Origin of the sequence: Rhodococcus sp. ACS1 (assembly GCF_002300155.1) — a bacterium.
Classification (GTDB): Bacteria; Actinomycetota; Actinomycetes; order Mycobacteriales; family Mycobacteriaceae; genus Rhodococcus_F; species Rhodococcus_F koreensis.
The window spans coordinates 631853-648567 of sequence record NZ_NSDZ01000008.1 but is presented as its reverse complement, the minus strand read 5'-3'; the positions used below and the strand labels follow the sequence as shown (position 1 = coordinate 648567).

Below are 16715 nucleotides of genomic sequence, written 5' to 3'. Positions count from 1 at the left end.
CGGCGGCGACCCGTAGTGCAAGCCTGGTCTTTCCCACGCCACCGATACCCGTCAACGTCACGAGCCGAGACACGGAGAGCAGTCGACGAACCTCGGCAATCTCACGGCGGCGGCCGACGAAACTCGTCAGTTCGTGGGGAAGGCTTCCGCCGTGCGCCTTGCCACCGGACCGCATGAAGCCGTCACTTTCATCTCACGTACCCCGTGAACCACGGTACCTCCGCCGCGGCGACGCGATACGGTTCGCGACCGCCCCGCCGTGACGGCGGACCGGATCGGGGATGTGTCATTTCGCCTGTTCCAAGGGCGTCTTTGTCACACAACCCGGTAGAAGGCAATCATCTTCCCTCGACACCACAGGCTCCAGACTCCGCCCGCGAGGGCGCACCGAGATGAGATTCGGTGCTACTCGTCGGGTCGGCGATCGACGCGGAACTCGCAATTTCTCCTAGATTGACCGGCGTGCCGACGGCCGCCGACTACCGGAACCGACGTCACCGCAGGTCAGCGCCTCATCGGTTAGACGAATCGCCGTCGTCGTGCCGACCGGGGTAGTTGGCGGCCCGTACCCTTGCCCCATGTCCGCTGCTCCCGGCAGGACCCGCGCCGACCCCGACAAGGCCCTGCCAAACCTTGCCACCGGTGACGTCTCGATGGATCCGCACATCACCACGGCGCCGGCACCCACTGGAACAGACATCGAGCTGCGGATCCACACCTCCATCGCACCGTTCGACGTCGCGGCCGAGCAGTGGTTCCCCGCCGTGGCCGCGTTCACTGTCACGGTCATCGCGCACCCCGTCGACGCGGCGTCCTACCGCTGCTCGCGCCGTCGATCGTGGTGGGTGCCGTTCGTCGTGGTTATTGCCGATGCCGGGGTCGGGTCGCCTGCCGTGACCGCGGCCACCGCGCAAGCACCGACCGGAACGATGCCGAGCACAGCGGCGGTCCCTGCTGACCCCTCGCTCCGGCTGGCCGGCCGGACCGACTCGCCTCGGGGTGCAACCGGCGAGGTACTGCGCCGGCGGGCGGCCGCCCGTGGTTGGGGGCACACGCACACGCGTTGTCGGACGAACCGCGGGAGCGGGCCCTGGCGACCCCGAACTATCGGGAGGCGGCGGGCATCGGGGTGATCCAGAGTCTGGCCCTGCTGGCCGGGATCAGTCGGTCGGGCGTGACGACGGTCGGCGGCCTGCTCCGCGGGCTCAGTCACGAGGACGCCGCCAAGTGTGCCTTTCCTGTTGGCCACCCGGTCATCCTCGCGGCCGGCGTCCTCAAACTGCCCACCCTCGCCGGCCCGCAGGGCGACGGCGTGCACGGGCAGATCCTCGTCGGGGCGCTCGTCGCCGGTGTCGCCGTCCGCCGGCCCACGGACCCCCCCGGACAATCCCAACCAGCGACTGTGCCCCGCGCTGGACTCGCTCGTCGGCAGCGGTCAGCTCCCGAGCCTTGTCAGGACGAACGGCAGGGTCGCGAGCGCAAGGATCGTCTGCACAGCAGTAATCGAACTCATCAGTTGAGTATTACCACCCATCCGTGCGGCGAGGATGTACGCCGACGGGGCGGTTGGTACCGCGCAGATGATGATGACGCTGTCGAGCGCGACGCCCCGGACACCGAGCACAGCGGCGATGCCGCCCGCCGCGAGCGGGAGAACACCGAGCTTGAGAATTGACGCGAGTGCGACGTGAGGGAAGCGTTTCTTGACGATGTGCTGTCCGGGTGGCGGCAGGCCCATTTGGCGCAGAACTTCTCGGGCGACACCGTGCGTCGGCGGGTCAGTTCGGTCAAGCATGACAAACACCCAAACGATGAGCGACTCCCCGCCCACGAGATCGACAGAACTTGATAAGTCCCTTATCCAGTCGGGCGGATTGAACTCTTCCCCAATGGTTTTCAAAATGCCCTTGGCCCGCGTGGCCGCCGAGCGCACGGCCTCGCATTGTCGAGTTAGTGTGGCACCCAGCGACGCCGAGCGGCGGATAGGCCTGTTAATGCCACTCGCTCGCCAGCTGCGCCGGGCGGGCTGTTTGTCGCGTGCATTCATTTCCGGATTTCCGGAGTTCAGGCGTTACAACGCCACGTCGTCGGTCGGCGTGGCCCTGGTCGCGGGCTCCTCATCCGACCTGGCTGTACCCCGGCGCGGTGCGGCCGGCGCCGGGATCGACAGTGAGGTCTTCGGTGTCGGCGAAGACCAGGCGGCCGTCGTCGACGGCGACCGCCCACCGATGTACCGGCTCCGACCGCGCTCTCCGCGGATTTGTAGGTTCCACATTCTCCGTGTCGGTGTCCAGATTTCATGTCGGCGTCGCGTGTCTGGCTGACCGGGCTGTCGGCGCTCGCCTGCCGCCGTGGGTGCGCGGGGGCGCCGTGTGCCCGGGTCAGGGCGGGTCCGGCTGCGCATGGAGTTCGACGCAGCAGTATCCGGGCCGGGGGATCAGTCGCGCCTGCAGCGCGGGGGCGTCGAGGCCTAACAGGAATCCGGTGAGGAAGGCGTGGTTGATGCCACAGACCAGCTCGGGGGCCTTGCTCGTCAGGGGGTGGAAGGGGCAGTTCCGCAGCTGAAGGCACGCCGGCGTGGTGCGGGTGGGTTCGAACCCGTGGGCGGCCAGGGCCTGCGCGGCGACGGTGAAGGTCACGTCCGGGTCGTGGCCGGTCGGGTGTTCTCGATCGCGTGCCGCGTCGCCGAGTTCGAGACCGCGCCGGGCCGCGACCTGCACGGCCCGCGTGTGTGCGGGGGCGCCGTCGCCGTCGGTCAGGACCACGTCGAGGAGGATGTCGGCGAGGAGTTCGGGGTGCCGGGCGGGGATGCTGACGTGAATGTCCTCGGCCACCGGTTCGTAGACCTTGGGGGTTCGTCCCACCTTGCGGCGGCCGCCCACCGGTTCGTAGCCGGCGCGCAGGAGTCCGGCGTCGACGAGCTTGTCGAGATGGAAGGCGGCGAGGCGGCGGGAGATTCCGGCGGCGGCGGCGGCCTCGTCCCGGCTCACCGGTCGCCGCGTGTCCCGGATGAAGTCGTACATGCGGCGGCGAAGGTGATCGGCCAGTGCGGCGACCGCGGTGATCGCGGGCGTGCCCTCCACGCCGGTGTCGTCGATCCGCGCCGTCACCCCTCCACGGTAGCGCCGCGACCGCCGGGTCCGGGAGCGACTGCCCGGTGTGGGCGTTCGGGGTTGACCGGCACCGGTAATAAGACCAAAATTTACTGGTGAAACCCCTGGGGTGGGAGATCAGCGATGTCCGGTGAACTGCACTCGGCGAAACAGCCCGTCAGTGCGGTGCTGGCCGGACCGTACGGGCATCCGTTCCACCCGATCGTGGTGACGGTGCCGATCGGGGCGTGGGTGTCGAGCCTGGTCTTCGACGTTGCCTCGCATCTGGTCGGGGACCCGTCGGTGCTGACCGCCGGCTCGGTGTGGTTGATCGCGATCGGGGTGATCGGCGCCGTGGTCGCCGCGATGTTCGGGCTGCTGGATTTGTTCGCGATCCCCCCGGGCACGAGGGCGTTTCGGATCGGGCTGATCCACATGAGCCTCAATCTCGGGGTGACCGTCGCCTACGCGGTGAACTTCGTGTGGCGGCGCGGCGACTACGGCCGGGCCGAGGCCGTGGCGGCCGGGCCGCTGACGCTGTCGGTGGTGAGTGTGTGCCTGCTCGGCGCGGCCGGGTATCTCGGCGGCAAGCTCGCCTTCCGCTACGGGGTGCGGGTCGCGGCCGAAACCATCCAAGCGGAGGGCTTCACGGTGGCCGGCGCACCGGGGCGTTGAACGCATGCAGGTTCGAATTCGTGTACATCTGTGGAGGAGTCGATCATGGGAATCGCCGCATTGGTTACTTGGTTGCTCACCGCCGTCGGTGGGTTCTACATGCTGAGCGTGTGGATCTCCAAGGGCGGCCCCCGCCGACCCGGCGCCACCCGCTTCCCGCCGGCGGTGATCTTCGGGCATTTCGCGTTGGCCGTCGTGGGTCTGGTGCTGTGGATCATCTACCTCGTCACCGACACCGACGCACTGGCCTGGGCGGCGTTCATCGTGTTGCTGCCCGTCGCGGTGCTCGGCTTCACCATGCTGGTGCGCTGGCTTCCGAGCTTCCGTGCCCGATCACACCCGTCGGCCACCGTGCCGTCCGCCGCCGGTACCGGCGGTGGTGGCGGGGAACCGGCCGAACAGCACTTCCCCGTGGCGGTGGTGGCCGGGCACGGGCTGTTCGCCGTCGTCACGGTCGTGCTGGCCCTGCTGACAGCTCTCGGCGTCGGCGGCAGCTGACACCCCAGCCGGCCAGCGCGATCGGGGTACTCGGGTGCCCCCTGTGGGTGTCTCGCCGACCGAAAGTGCAGGTTCCGCATGACGAAACTGACACCGTTCTACGAGAACGTTCAAGCCCATTACGACCTCTCGGACGAATTCTTCGCACTGTTGGCTCTGTCAACTCGATCTGGCCCCACCTACAGTTGCGCCTATTTCCCTCGCGCGGACATGACGCTCGAACAGGCACAGCTGGCCAAGATCGACCTCGCGCTGGGCAAGTGCGATCTGCGGCCGGGGATGACACTGCTCGACATCGGCTGCGGCTGGGGTGCGACGATGCGGCGGGCCGTCGCGAAGTACGACGTCAACGTCGTAGGACTGACCCTGAGCCGCAACCAGTACGAGCATGTCCGCGCGCACTTCTCGCGAAGCCCGCCCGCCGTGCGCACCGCACAGGTGCGGCTGCAGGGCTGGGAGGACTTCACCGACCCGGTGGACCGGATCGTCAGCATCGGCGCTTTCGAGCACTTCCGCCGCCAACGCTACGAGGCGTTCTTCACCCAGGCCCGGCAGATTCTGCCCGATGACGGACGCTTGCTCTTGCACACCATCGTCGGTCACTCCCGGGCGCTGCTGGACGCGATGGGCGTCGAGGTCACCCGCAACGACGCCCTGTTCCTGCGGTTCATCCTGCGCGAGATCTTCCCCGGTGGGCAGCTCCCGGAACGCGATGCGGTCATCCCTCTGGCGCAGCGAAACGGATTCTGGGTGCAGAACATCGAGTCCCTGCAACCCCACTACGCCCGCACCCTGGACCTGTGGAGCCAGGCCCTGGTGTCCCGTCACCGGGAAGCGGTCCGGCTGGCCTCCGATCAGGTCTACCGGAAGTACCTCGAATACCTCACCGGCTGCGCCGGCAACTTCCGACGCCGCCTCATCGACGTCCTGCAATTCACCCTGATCGCGCAGTCCACACCACAGGTCCCGCAGATGGCGGCCTCGGGGCGAGGCCGCAGCGCAGGTCCGTGGCATGTGATGGAAACGGTGCGGCCGAAGGAGACGTGATGAATCGTCGACAACTACTCGATCGGATCGGATCCCTCGTCGAGCAGGAGCACGAGCTACGTACGCGTGTGCAGGCCGGACAGATGTCCCCGACCGAGGAGCAAGTCAAGATCCGGCAACTCGAGGCCGCCCTCGATCAATCCTGGGACCTGCTGCGCCGACGGCACGCCTGCCGGGACACCGGCCAGGACCCCGACTCGGTGACGCCCCGTTCACAGGCCAATATCGAGGGTTACCTGCAATAACGACATTGCTGCTTCCTACCCTGGGAAATTCGGCGCCCCAGCGCCAGCCGCACCGGACCCGAAGCTTCGTCGGCGGCGAGCAGCCGCAACGCGAGCAGCCCCGCCTCGCGCCCCTTTGCGGCAAAGGTTGGCGGCCCACCGTAGGGCGCTGGATGACGCCGCCGCACCCCGGTTGGGGCGCCCCGCCCGGTGGTCAGTCTGCGCAGTGCTCGGTCTGGCCGCAGTCGCCGGCCCGGCGCAGGTCGGCGGCTCCGCGCCCGGCAGTCGGCCCGCACAGCATCGGCGGTGGTGGCAGCACCACCGGCAGCATCGGGTTCGGGCGCTAGCAAACACCGTCCTGCTCCCGGCCGGGGAAGTCGGCGACCGTGAGGCTGGCCACCCTCGGGCCGAGCACGGACGCCCTGGCACTAACCCGCACCCGGGTTGCCAGCGGCCCTCACCCCGCTCGAGCTGCGCGCCGGGGTGTGATTCGCCACGCCTGCCATCACCCCGGTCACGGGGAGAGAAAATTCTTTCGGACACCCAAACTTATTGGCTCAGTTGCTGTTTCGGAATACTCTCGATATCGTCGCTTTGCGAAGGGGAGTAGCCCCCAATCCCCCGGTCGACATACTGGCGACACGCGGCCCCGTTGCCGCCCGCCCGGCCAGGCGAACCGGCCCTCGGGCCGGTGGGCGAGACCTTCGGCCCGTCGGCGCACCCGCGCCGCAGGGCCGGAGGAAGGTCCCCACCTCCTCCACAGTCGGTTCCGGGAGAGGAATGTGTCGCGTGCTGGCAGCAGTGCTGTTGAGTTTCGGTGTGATCTTCGTGGCCGAGCTGGGCGACAAGTCTCAGCTGATGGCGATGACCTTTGCGTTGCGTTACAGGTGGTGGCTGGTCATCGCCGGCATCGCCATCGCCACCACGATCGTGCATCTGGTCTCCTTGGGCGTCGGCCACTACCTGGGGATCGCGATCCCCACGGCCGCGATCTCCGTCGTCGGGGGCGTCTCGTTCCTGATCTTCGGGCTGTGGACCCTGCGCGGTGACCTAGCTGCACGGCTGCCCCAGCATCCAAGGCCACGCACGCGGCTGTGCCGACTACGAGCCGCGCAGAGGATATTTCGGGTGCGCAGCGGTTTTGGGGCTGATCGGTGGGTGGCGCGGCCGGATCAGAGGTGGAAGAGCATGGTTTCCGCGGTGAGACCCGGGCCGAACGCCATGGCGCAGCCGACTCCGGTGGGGCCGCCGTTCTGGGCGCGTTCCATCATCTCGGCCAGCACGAACAGAACCGTCGCTGACGACATGTTGCCGTAGTTGTCGAGCACGTGTCGGGACGCGGCGAGCGCGTCCGGAGCAAGCCCGACAGCATCCTCGACGGCGTCGAGGATCGAGCGCCCACCCGGGTGGACCGCCCAGAGGTCGATCGATTCCTTGTTCGCCCCGGCGAGGATCGTCTTCAAATTCTGCTCGTCGAGCGCGCGCGACAGTGTGCCGGGAACCTTGCCGGAGAGCACCATGTCGAAGCCGATCCCGCCGATCCGCCAGGTGATCAGGTCCGCCGTGTCCGGCACCATGACCGCGTTGAACGAGTCCAGGGCGATGCCCTCCTCGTCGGCCGATACCAGGACTGCGGCGCATCCGTCACCGAAGACCAGGAACGACAGCATCGTCTCGAGAGACTCCGACTTCTGCAGCTGACAGCGGACCGGTCGTGCCGGGAAGGTCGAAATACCCTGTCGTTGCGGTCTCCGTCACCTCGATGATGGAACGTGAACCTCGAGGTGACGGAGCCGACAAGATGACGATTCTGATCCCCACATTCCCACGCGGGTATACCGACGAGAGGCCGCGATCGGCGGGGCAACAGTCATTGACGTCGGTGTGTCCGGCACATTGGTCAGACGCGGAGCCGACGCGGTGACCCGGCTAGCAATTCTCGTCCGGGCGCTCTGGGGTGCGCAAATTGCCGGGCATGTCCTCGCCACGAAAGTCCTGCGACGCAGGCGCACCAGTTGGGGTGCCACCACCGCGGAGGCGGAAACAGCGATGCCGGGCGACGAGCTGATCCCCCATTCGCGTTGGGGATACGCCCATGCCGTCACGATCGATGCGACCCCGGAGCAGGTATGGCCCTGGATCGCCCAACTCGGCCAGGGACGGGGCGGATTCGACAGCGATCAGGGCCTGGAAAATCTCATCGGCTGCCGTGTGCACAACACCGACACGATTCTCCCCGACTACCAGAAACTCGGAGTCGGTGACGGAGTTCGGTTACACCCGAAGGCTCCGCCGCTGACCGTCGCCGTGGTCGAACCGAATTCGCGGCTCGTTCTGCGCGGAGCCAACCCCGATACCGGTGACGCATCGATCTGGGCGTTCCACCTTCTGCGCGTCGACGACCGGCACACCCGGTTGATCGAACGGGGCCGCGGCAACTATGGGCCGACAGTGTCCAGTCGGCTGACGTTCGGGCCGCTTCTTCTCGAACCCATCGGCTTCGTCATGAGCCGGAAGATGCTGCTCACGATCCGCGATCTGGCCGGCGGACCCACTCGCGCAACCCGACCGCGGTCCTTGTGACAGCGAGGCGTACCCCCGTGAGCACACGAACGCGCCGACCAACAGTGGACGCGGGAGGACCCTCGCCCACCCACCTTCCCGTGGGGGCGGCGGCATCCGATGCCGCAGACGATGTTCTCCACACGCTCGAGTCGTCGCGCCGCGGCTTGGCGGCCGCCGAGGCCGCAAGACGGTTGGACCGCTCCGGACCGAATTCCGTGCGAACCTACAGAGTCAACGCATTCGCGGTTCTCGGACGACAACTGCGCAGCGCTCTGCTACTCCTGCTGGCCCTCACCGCAGTGGCATCGTATTTTCTGGGCGACCGCAGCGACGCACTGATCATCGGGACCATTCTGCTCGGCAGCGTCGGTCTCGGGTTCGTCAACGAGTACCGGGCCGCAAAGGCCAGCGCTGCCCTGCATTCGCGGATGCGGCACACCGCCATGGTGCTCCGGGACGGCACCCCGATCCGGGTGGATGTCATCACCCTGGTACCCGGAGACATCGTCCGCCTCGTTCTCGGTGAGGTCGTTCCCGCCGACCTGCGGCTCCTGGACACCGCGGATCTCGAGTGCGAGGAGAGTGTGCTGACCGGAGAGTCCACTCCGGCGACGAAAACGGCCCACCCGGTGCCGACGGACAGCTCCCTCGGCGATCTCACGAGCTGCGCCTTGATGGGAACCATCGTGCACGCCGGCACCGGCACCGGAGTGGTGGTCGCCACCGGCGCGGACGCCGAGTTCGGGCGCATCGCCGTGGGGCTCGGGGAACGGGAACCGGAAACCGAATTCCAGGCCGGACTGCGCCGCTTCTCTGCCCTGCTTCTGCAGGTGGCGTTCGCCCTGACGACGTTGATCCTGGTGACCAACCTGCTCCTTCGCCGCTCGCTGATCGAGTCGCTGCTGTTTTCCCTCGCGATTGCCATCGGTGTCACCCCCCAGTTGCTTCCTGCCGTGGTCAGCACCGCATTGGCCGCCGGTTCCCGGCGACTGGCCCAGCGGAAGGTGTTGGTCAAACGACTGGTGTGTATCGAGGACCTGGGTGATATCGACATCCTGGTCACCGACAAGACCGGCACCCTCACCGACGGCCGCATCAGTTTCGTCGAGGCGCTCGACCCTCATGGCGGTCCCGCACCGGACGCGCTTCTCGAGGGCCTGCTCGCCACCGAAGTAGAGGCGGCGTCCGCCGGCCATCTCGGAACCAATCCGCTCGACACCGCACTCTGGGCCGCCGCCGGATCGACCGGTCCCGTCGCCGACGCCTACACCAGGCTGGCGACCTTACCGTTCGATCATCAGCGGCGCATGACGTCGTCGTTGGTGTGCGGGCCCGGCGGGACCCGGACGATCGTGGTCAAGGGTGCCCCCGAAACGGTGCTCGAACGGTGTGCGGAGGCCGGGACGGCCGCCCGGTCGATGCTCGACACACTGTTCGCGCAGGGTAACCGGGTCGTCGCGGTCGCCGCGAAACCGGTCGGTGTCGCCCACGACCGGATCGAGGTCGGCGACGAGCGCGATCTCACCCTGACCGGATTCCTCGTCTTTCTGGACCAGCCGAAAACGTCCGCCACACCGTCGTTGGCGAGGCTCGCCGACCTGGGGATCACCGTCAAGGTGGCCACCGGCGACAACCCAAAAGTCGCCGAAAAGGTTTGCGCGGAACTCGGTTTGACCTCCACCGGCAGCATCACGGGCGCCGAATTGGAGGGCCTCGACGACACGGCACTGGGCGATGCCGCAGTCGGGCACACCGTGTTCGCCCGAGTGTCCCCGGAACAGAAGGCGCGCCTGGTCAACGCCTTGCGCACCCATGGCCGGGCTGTCGGGTTCCTCGGCGATGGCGTGAACGACGCGCTTGCCCTGCACGCGGCGGACGTCGGCATCTCCGTCGATTCCGGCACCGACGTCGCGAAGGACGCCGCCGATGTGGTGTTGCTCGAGAAAGACCTCGGTGTGCTCGCGGACGGCGTCACGGAAGGACGGCGTACGTTCACCAACACGATCAAGTACGTGTTGATGAGCACGTCGAGCAACTTCGGGAACATGTTCAGCGCCGCAGCGGCCTCCGCGGTACTGCCGTTCCTCCCGATGCTGCCGGGGCAGATCCTGCTGAACAACCTTCTCTACGACACCAGCCAGCTCGCGATCCCCGCCGACCGGGTGGACACCGAACAGCTTCATGCTCCCTCGCACTGGGATATCGCGTTCATCCGCCGGTTCATGCTGTTCTTCGGGCCGATCAGCTCCCTGTTCGACTTCGTGACCTTTGCCATCATGCTGGGGATGTTCCATGCCGGGCCGGAACTGTTCCACACCGGCTGGTTCGTCGAGTCACTCGCCACGCAGACGCTGATCGTGTTCGCGATCCGCACCAGACGGATTCCGTTCCTGCGCAGTCGACCCAGTCCGGTGCTGGTGGCCACGGTGGCCGGCGTCCTTGCAGTCGGAGTTGCCGTCACGATGTCGCCCTGGGCGACGGAGCTGGGCTTCACTGCCTTACCGGTCGGGTTCTTCCTCGTTCTCGTCGCAATGGTCATTGCGTATCTGGTGTTGATCGAGTTCGGCAAAGCCGTCTTCTATTCGGAGCCGATCCGTCATCTCCCCCCGCCGCGGTGGCGCAATCATCCGCACCGGGTGCACCGGCGGGCCGCCCGCTTCAGCTCGGCCGCCGCCGTCCCCCCTGCAACGCAGTAAACCCTCGTCAGGTGTCTCCGGAGCGAATTTCCACGACTCCCAGCACGTCAGGGAATGGCGGGGCACCCATCACAAGCACCGCCGGCTGTCTCACGTCTTCCGACCGTGTCTCCCACAGGACCGGTCCACAAGTACGCACGTCGGGGGAGTTCGTCGACTACCTTCTGCGATTGCGTCAGTTCATTTTGTACGACACGGACACCGGCGGCTCGTAATAGAGGGCGGCGCCCGCGGTCACGCCCCACCCGCGGCGACGAACAAGGTGCGGGTGCCAGCGGGCAGGCGATGGTCGCCCTGGTCGAGTCCGGCAACCAGTGCTGCGGTGTGCATGCGCTCGTCGTCGGCGACAGTGATCCGTCGGGTATCCCCAGCTGTCCCGCCAAGTCCGCCCGGAATCCCAGGCGGGCCGGGGCAGCCACGATCGCGTCGACCTCGGCCAGCGTGGTGGACACCGCGTGAAGGCATGCGGTGACGGCTGCGGCGCCGCGGACGCATAATTTTCGTCCATGGACTCGGATTCGTGGAAGCGCAGCACATCTCGGGCGTCGGTGTGCCCGACGGTGCGTGGAAGGCTTCGCGGATGGTTACCCAGTGGACCGGGCCGAGGCAATAGATGGCAAGGTGCTGGTGGTCAATGGGTCGCCCCAAAGGCACATTCCATGTGACAGGCAGGGCGTCGGCATCGAGTGGGCTACCCGCTCGGCTCTAGACACCGCCAGCGGTCCGCGAGGACCCTCTGCGTCTGTATGGGCCATGTTCGAAACGGTGATGCGTCCGATTCTCCCGGATTTGAGAGCTTCATCCGACGTGCGCGTGCGGTCGCTGCTGCCGGTTCGGCTCTGCCCGCCGGAGCACTTCTCGGGCTACCGGGGCGACTTCCCCTTCGCCGATGAACAGGAACCGGAGCAGGTTGACGAGCGGGTTGCCTTCGGTCCATTCGAAGTACACATCCGGGTTGACGCCGGTGATGTCCCGGATTCGAAGCAGGACGGCGGCAATTGTGTTGGGGATCGCGGGACTGTCGACCCATAGAATCCGGTATTTGCCGCGTTGGCGGCCGTGGACGACGAGGTCGGTGCTGAAGTCGGAGGAGTCGGTGACGTTCACTTCGAGGAAGAGGATGGAGTCGGATTCGGGGATATGGCTTTCGGCCCGTTGCTGGGTTTCCTTGTGACGGTATTCGTCCTCGTCGAGGCGGTCGGTGTCGTGCGCGACGATGTCGACGGTGCCGGTGGCGGCGGCCTCGGTGAGGAATCGGAGCGCGGTTTCGTCGAACTCGACGGAGGTGGCCCGCAGCTCGAAGGACCGGGAGATCCGGGAAAGCAAGGAGATGACGATAATCGCGGCGATGAAGAATCCCGCCACTTTCACCCCGTCGGGGCGTTCGACGATGTTGGCGACGGTGGTGTAGGCGAACACGGCGGCGATGGCGCTGTATGCGATCACCCGGCGATGCTGACCGTGGCGGCGAGCGGACAGGGTGACGGCGACGGTGGCCGAGGTGATCAGCACCAGGACACCGGTGGCGTAGGCGGCGCTCTGGGAATCGACGTCGGCGTCGAAGTACACGGTGACGGTCACCGCGATCACGGTGAAGACCAGCACCAGCGGGCGGACCGCCCGCGCCCAGGCCGGCGCCATCCCGTACCGGGGAAGGTAGCGCGGAACGAGATTGAGCAGCCCCGCCATCGCCGAGGCGCCGGCGAACCACAGAATCAAGATCGTGCTCACGTCATAGACGGTGCCGAAGGCTTCGCCGAGGTACAGGTGGGCCAGGTAGGCCAGCGCGCGACTGTTGGCTTGCCCGCCGGGTTGAAACTCGTCCTCCGGAATCAGGATGGTGGTAACCACGCTCGAGGTGAGCAGGAACCCGCTCATGGTCAGCGCAGCGGTGGTCAGCAGTGTGCGGGCGCCGCGAATACGGCCTTCCGGATTGGCGTCCGTGTCACTTCGTTCGCCCTGGATCTGGGGCATCACGGCCACCCCGGTCTCGAAGCCGGACAGGCCGAGGGCGAGTTTGGGGAAAACGATCAACGCGAGCAGGATCATCATCGCCGGGTTGCCGTGTTCGGTCGTCATCGCCGAGGTCCAGTCGGTGACCAGGGACGGGGCGGAGATCACGTGCCAGAGGCCGGTGGCAATGACCACCAGGTTGAGTGCCAGGTACACGGCGACCAGGGCGACGGCGATGCCGATGGCCTCGGTGAACCCGCGCAGGAACACCGCGGACAGCAGCGCCAGCAGCACCAGCGTCACGGCGACCGCGTGCTCAGAGAAGAAGTGCGGGGTGAAGGGGTTCTCGATCAGATGCGCGCTGGCATCGGCGGCGGACAGGGTCATCGTGATCAGGAAATCGGTGGCGGCGAACCCGAGCAGTACCAGCACGAAAAGTTTGCCGCCCCATTGGGGAAGGAGTTTCTCGAGCATCGCGATGGACCCTTCCCCGCGGGGGCTTTCGCGGGCCACGCGCCGGTAGACGGGCAGGGCGCCGAGCAGGGTGAGCGCGATGAGCACGACGGTCGCCAGCGGGGCCAGGGTTCCGGCCGCCAGGGCAGCGATCCCGGGCTGGTAGCCGAGCGTCGAAAAGTAGTCGACGCCGGTCAGGCACATCACCTTCCACCAGGGATGTTTGTGCTCTTGTTTCGACGCCGTCCGGTGCGGACCCTGATGCCCGGCCGGTTCCTCGGTGATGTCCTCGAGCAACCAGGCTCGAGCCTGCCGCTTCACCGACGATGCCGATGACCTCGCTGCCACGTCCACACCCGTCCTCCGACCCGCCCGACCACAACCACCGAGCACCGGCGGTGCTGCGGACAAAGCGTGCCACGCCGCTACCCGCACAGCGCGACACAGACCGCTCATGTCCGCATTGCCCGGATCGGCAGGGGCGCAGAATGTTCCGCACGCAATACGCCCATACCGGACATCCCGGTCGCCGGGAGGTGAAGTGATGCCCCAAATGCCCTCACCCGGCTGGTCCGGGGAGAAGAATCAGGGCGGTGAGCCCTCTGGGTCGAATCGGTCGAGCGTTATTGGCGTTTGCGCTGGTGGTCGTCGCCGGTACGGCCGGCTACCTCATCCTCGGCTTCGGGGCCGAGGACGCGCTCTATCAGACCGTCACCACGATCACGACCGTCGGATTCCGCGAGGTACACCCGCTCACCGGCGTCGGACAGTTATTCACCATGATTCTCATCCTGGCGGGGGTCGGCACCGCGCTCTACATGTTCGGCGTCCTCCTCGAGGCGCTCATCGAAGGCCACCTGCGCCAGCACATGGAAAGACGGCGAATGGACCGACGCATCAGCCGGATGACCGGCCACATCATCATCTGCGGATGGGGCCGGGTGGGCACCGCGAGCGCGCAGTATCTCGATACCCTCGGCCGTGAGATCGTGGTTATCGACCGTGATCCCGAGCGACTGCGAGATCTCGAGCATCCCACCGTGATCGGCGACGTCACCGACGACCGCACCCTGGAAGCTGCGGGCATCGCGAAAGCGCACGCGTTGATTTCGGCACTCGACACCGACGCCGACAACGTCTACGTCACCCTCTCGAGCCGGGCGCTGCGCCCCGACCTGATCATCATCGCCCGCGCCCGCAACGAGGGGCCGATGTCCAAACTGATGCGCGCCGGCGCCAACCGGGTGGTCAACCCGCAACTGATCGGCGGCCGCAGAATGGGCTCCTTCGCACTGCAACCCCACGTGGCCGAATTCTTCGACGTGGTGATGCACGACGACAGCCTGGACTACCGCATGGAGGAGATCACGGTTGGCCCGTCCTCACCGTGGTTGGGGTACACGCTGGGGCAGATGGGACTGCAGGATCGAGGTGCACTACTTCTCGCGATCCGTGCCGTCTCCGGCCAATTCGTCGCCAACCCGGCACCCACTCTCCGCCTCGACCCCGGAACGATCCTCATTACGCTCGGCACACCCGACGAACTCGATGCGATACGCCGCCACGTCAACCCCTGACGCACACCAGATACCGCCACCTCGAACGCCGCTACAGCGGTCGGTCGGAGCTTCGCTCCCGATGTTCGTCGGCCGGCGCCGTCAGCAGTCGACAAGACGAGTTTTCGACGCCATTTACAAGGCGAATCTACTGTGCAGAGGCTGTATCGGATAAGGATCGATTTCCGTCACATGCCTCAGTCCAGGGGGCATTACCGGGGCGGGAGGGTTGTCGAGTTTCCGGGCGGGCACGTGGCGCGGCGGCGTTCTCGGAAACGTGCCCGGTGGTGCACCATCACGACGTCGGATTCGGTGTGGATGCTACTGGGGTGGCGGGCGATCGCGTCGTGGAAGGCGGCGCTGCGTCCACGGAGGAAGGTGGCACGGACCGTCGCCGTGTCGTCGGCGAGGAGATACGCCACGGCACCGTCGCAGTCGAGGAGGAACTTCCCGTACGCCCGCCGCACCGGTGCCTGCTCGTCGAAGATCACCGGCAGCACCACCTCGTCGACCAGGTGGAACGGGAAACGAACGAGCCGGTAGGTGGCCCGTATCAGCGCTCGCGCCGCGGCGCCCGGTCCCATGGTCCGATCGTAACGCCGGCGCGGGCTGTAGTGACGCTGTCACAGGGCCGGGTCCCGACGGGGCGTCCTCACCGCAGTGGGAAGGGTGCCGAGGACCCGCAGCGGTGCCCTGGCCCTTGGTCTCGCCCGCGGCAGAGGCCCTATTCGGTACTCGCGCCGCCGGAACGTGTCTGTGGGAGACGATGGCTTCGCTTAGCGCAGGCACCGATATCGGCCAAACCCTCCAATATGGGCCATCAGTCACCGCTCCTGGGAGTGGGAACAGGATTGCACGGTTCGACTCAGGCGAGGTCGCCGCGGCTTCGCTCCGGGCAGCCAGGTGTTCTTCGCGCATCTCACGGCGCTGAATGGACGCCCGTCACGTGTGATCGATCTCCGGTTCCGGTGTTCGGCTCACGGACTCAGGGTCCGGCGAATCCGTTGCACCCCACGTTCGTTCCATCTGACCACCCACGGCGCGTTCACGGCGTTCGACGTGCTGCGGTCCCCGGTCCACCGCGAGGGTGCGGTAGAGGTCGTAGCGGGTGACGGCCGGCGATTCCTCGCTGATTTCCCGGGCGTTGACCTCGCTGACGGACCTGCCGTGCAGCGGTTTGCCGTCGGGAAGCCGCTTGTCGGTGAACAGCCGGTCGACGGCCGAGATCGGGAGCCACCGCCCACCCATCCGGGCCGCCGGGTCGGTGTCTGACGTATTCAGGGCGGCGGCCAGGCCCTGCTGCCACCGGTGCACGATCCGGGCGGCGGCAACCTCCCGGGAGGCTTCGAGTCGGCGATGTGGATTGTGTAGTGCTCCCGCTCGAGTCGGGTCACCAACTCGGTCACCCACGGCTTCCAGGCCATCGTGCCGTCGATGATCACGTTCTCCCCCACCGACAGCGACTGTGCCACGGCCGTTTCGAGCAGAAGATTCGACTCGATGTGCACCAGCGCGCACAGCTCGTTCGGATAGAACCGGCTCGGCTGCCCCGGCGCCACGCGAAGCTCCTCGGGCAGCAGTTGCTGCAGCGACCCGTCGGCGACGGAGGCCGCGAGGAGGCGGAGTTTGAACTCGTCCGCATCCAGATGCCGCCACCCCTGCGGGTGCTTCCCCACCAGATGGGCCTGGACGGTGGATTTGCCGGCGCCGGGCGGGCCGGCCATCAGGATCGAAACCCGGTCTCGGCGGACCTGCGTGCGCGATCCTCGCCAGTCCGCGAGGATCCGCTCATGCAGCCGCAACCGCGGCCGGGTGGGGATCGGTTCACCCTTGATTCGACGGAAGTACCGGCGGTCGTTGACCGTGGCGTGCGGGGCGTCGATCGTCAGCAGGCCGCCCGGGGTGGACAGCGAGGCGAGGAAGGCACGGCGATCCTCAAATTTAGGGGTCGGCACA

General features: G+C 67.0%; 16 protein-coding genes and 2 pseudogenes. 10 read left to right on the top strand and 8 right to left on the bottom strand.

Translation table 11 applies throughout. The annotated features are described in order from the left end of the window. Positions 1–578 precede the first annotated feature (578 nt). Entirely contained in the window at positions 579–1133 is a 555-nt protein-coding gene (locus CJ179_RS53320) for a hypothetical protein (RefSeq protein ID WP_257015975.1), read from the top strand. Continuing rightward, positions 1115–1357: pseudogene (locus CJ179_RS50925) on the top strand (undecaprenyl-diphosphate phosphatase); the annotation flags it as partial. The gene CJ179_RS53320 and the pseudogene CJ179_RS50925, both read left to right, overlap by 19 nt. Before the next feature lie 78 nt (positions 1358–1435). Here the strand turns inward: CJ179_RS50925 and CJ179_RS50920 are convergent. From CJ179_RS50920 to CJ179_RS37260, 3 genes are all read right to left on the bottom strand, one after another. After that, a complete protein-coding gene (locus tag CJ179_RS50920) occupies positions 1436–2047 on the bottom strand; it encodes an AEC family transporter (RefSeq protein WP_143548982.1) in 612 nt (203 codons plus the stop codon). A gap of 70 nt (positions 2048–2117) precedes the next feature. Next, on the bottom strand, positions 2118–2273 hold the full coding sequence (locus CJ179_RS51685; RefSeq protein WP_179377740.1) for a hypothetical protein: 156 nt from the start codon (positions 2271–2273) through the stop codon (positions 2118–2120). Between the two features lie 108 nt (positions 2274–2381). Next, positions 2382–3110, bottom strand: coding sequence for a metalloregulator ArsR/SmtB family transcription factor (locus CJ179_RS37260; RefSeq protein ID WP_257015974.1), 729 nt, complete (start codon positions 3108–3110; stop codon positions 2382–2384). Between the two features lie 126 nt (positions 3111–3236). Between CJ179_RS37260 and CJ179_RS37255 the strand changes: the two genes are divergently transcribed. The 5 genes and pseudogenes from CJ179_RS37255 to CJ179_RS37235 all read left to right on the top strand — a co-directional run. Continuing rightward, positions 3237–3767, top strand: coding sequence for a DUF2231 domain-containing protein (locus CJ179_RS37255; protein ID WP_095864771.1), 531 nt, complete (start codon positions 3237–3239; stop codon positions 3765–3767). Between the two features lie 45 nt (positions 3768–3812). Next, positions 3813–4265, top strand: a complete 453-nt coding sequence (locus tag CJ179_RS37250; RefSeq protein ID WP_095864838.1) for a hypothetical protein — start codon at positions 3813–3815, stop codon at positions 4263–4265. Positions 4266–4343: 78 nt separating this feature from the next. Continuing rightward, positions 4344–5312, top strand: a complete 969-nt coding sequence (locus CJ179_RS37245) for a cyclopropane mycolic acid synthase family methyltransferase (protein WP_095864770.1) — start codon at positions 4344–4346, stop codon at positions 5310–5312. Next, a complete protein-coding gene (locus CJ179_RS37240) occupies positions 5312–5557 on the top strand; it encodes a DUF2630 family protein (RefSeq protein ID WP_095864769.1) in 246 nt (81 codons plus the stop codon). The genes CJ179_RS37245 and CJ179_RS37240 overlap by 1 nt, the downstream gene beginning before the upstream one ends. Before the next feature lie 759 nt (positions 5558–6316). Continuing rightward, positions 6317–6586: pseudogene (locus CJ179_RS37235) on the top strand (TMEM165/GDT1 family protein); the annotation flags it as partial. 122 nt (positions 6587–6708) lie between these two features. On the opposite strand, the gene CJ179_RS37230 reads toward CJ179_RS37235, so the two are convergent. Then, the gene (locus CJ179_RS37230) at positions 6709–7206 is read right to left on the bottom strand and encodes a 3-oxoacyl-[acyl-carrier-protein] synthase III C-terminal domain-containing protein (protein WP_257015973.1); all 498 of its coding nucleotides are present in this window, start codon (positions 7204–7206) and stop codon (positions 6709–6711) included. A 250-nt stretch (positions 7207–7456) separates the two neighbouring features. On the opposite strand from CJ179_RS37230, the gene CJ179_RS37225 reads away from it, so the two are divergent. After that, a complete protein-coding gene (locus CJ179_RS37225; RefSeq protein ID WP_095864837.1) occupies positions 7457–8119 on the top strand; it encodes a hypothetical protein in 663 nt (220 codons plus the stop codon). A gap of 17 nt (positions 8120–8136) precedes the next feature. Further along, a complete protein-coding gene (mgtA, locus tag CJ179_RS37220) occupies positions 8137–10797 on the top strand; it encodes a magnesium-translocating P-type ATPase (protein ID WP_373560177.1) in 2661 nt (886 codons plus the stop codon). 798 nt (positions 10798–11595) lie between these two features. Here the strand turns inward: mgtA and CJ179_RS37215 are convergent. Beyond that, entirely contained in the window at positions 11596–13407 is a 1812-nt protein-coding gene (locus CJ179_RS37215; RefSeq protein ID WP_257015984.1) for an amino acid transporter, read from the bottom strand. 389 nt (positions 13408–13796) lie between these two features. On the opposite strand from CJ179_RS37215, the gene CJ179_RS37210 reads away from it, so the two are divergent. Then, positions 13797–14780, top strand: a complete 984-nt coding sequence (locus CJ179_RS37210) for a TrkA family potassium uptake protein (protein ID WP_095864768.1) — start codon at positions 13797–13799, stop codon at positions 14778–14780. Positions 14781–14971: 191 nt separating this feature from the next. Here the strand turns inward: CJ179_RS37210 and CJ179_RS37205 are convergent, their stop codons facing one another. The 3 genes from CJ179_RS37205 to CJ179_RS37195 form a co-directional block, all read right to left on the bottom strand. After that, positions 14972–15343 carry a hypothetical protein gene (locus CJ179_RS37205; protein WP_095864767.1) on the bottom strand — a complete coding sequence of 124 codons (372 nt, stop codon included), beginning with the start codon at positions 15341–15343 and terminating at the stop codon, positions 14972–14974. A 358-nt stretch (positions 15344–15701) separates the two neighbouring features. Beyond that, complete coding sequence (locus CJ179_RS37200) at positions 15702–16073, bottom strand: hypothetical protein (RefSeq protein WP_095864766.1); 372 nt, start codon at positions 16071–16073, stop codon at positions 15702–15704. Continuing rightward, the gene (locus CJ179_RS37195; RefSeq protein WP_095864765.1) at positions 16037–16714 is read right to left on the bottom strand and encodes a zeta toxin family protein; all 678 of its coding nucleotides are present in this window, start codon (positions 16712–16714) and stop codon (positions 16037–16039) included. Before CJ179_RS37195 ends, CJ179_RS37200 begins: the two co-directional genes overlap by 37 nt. Position 16715 lies beyond the last annotated feature (1 nt).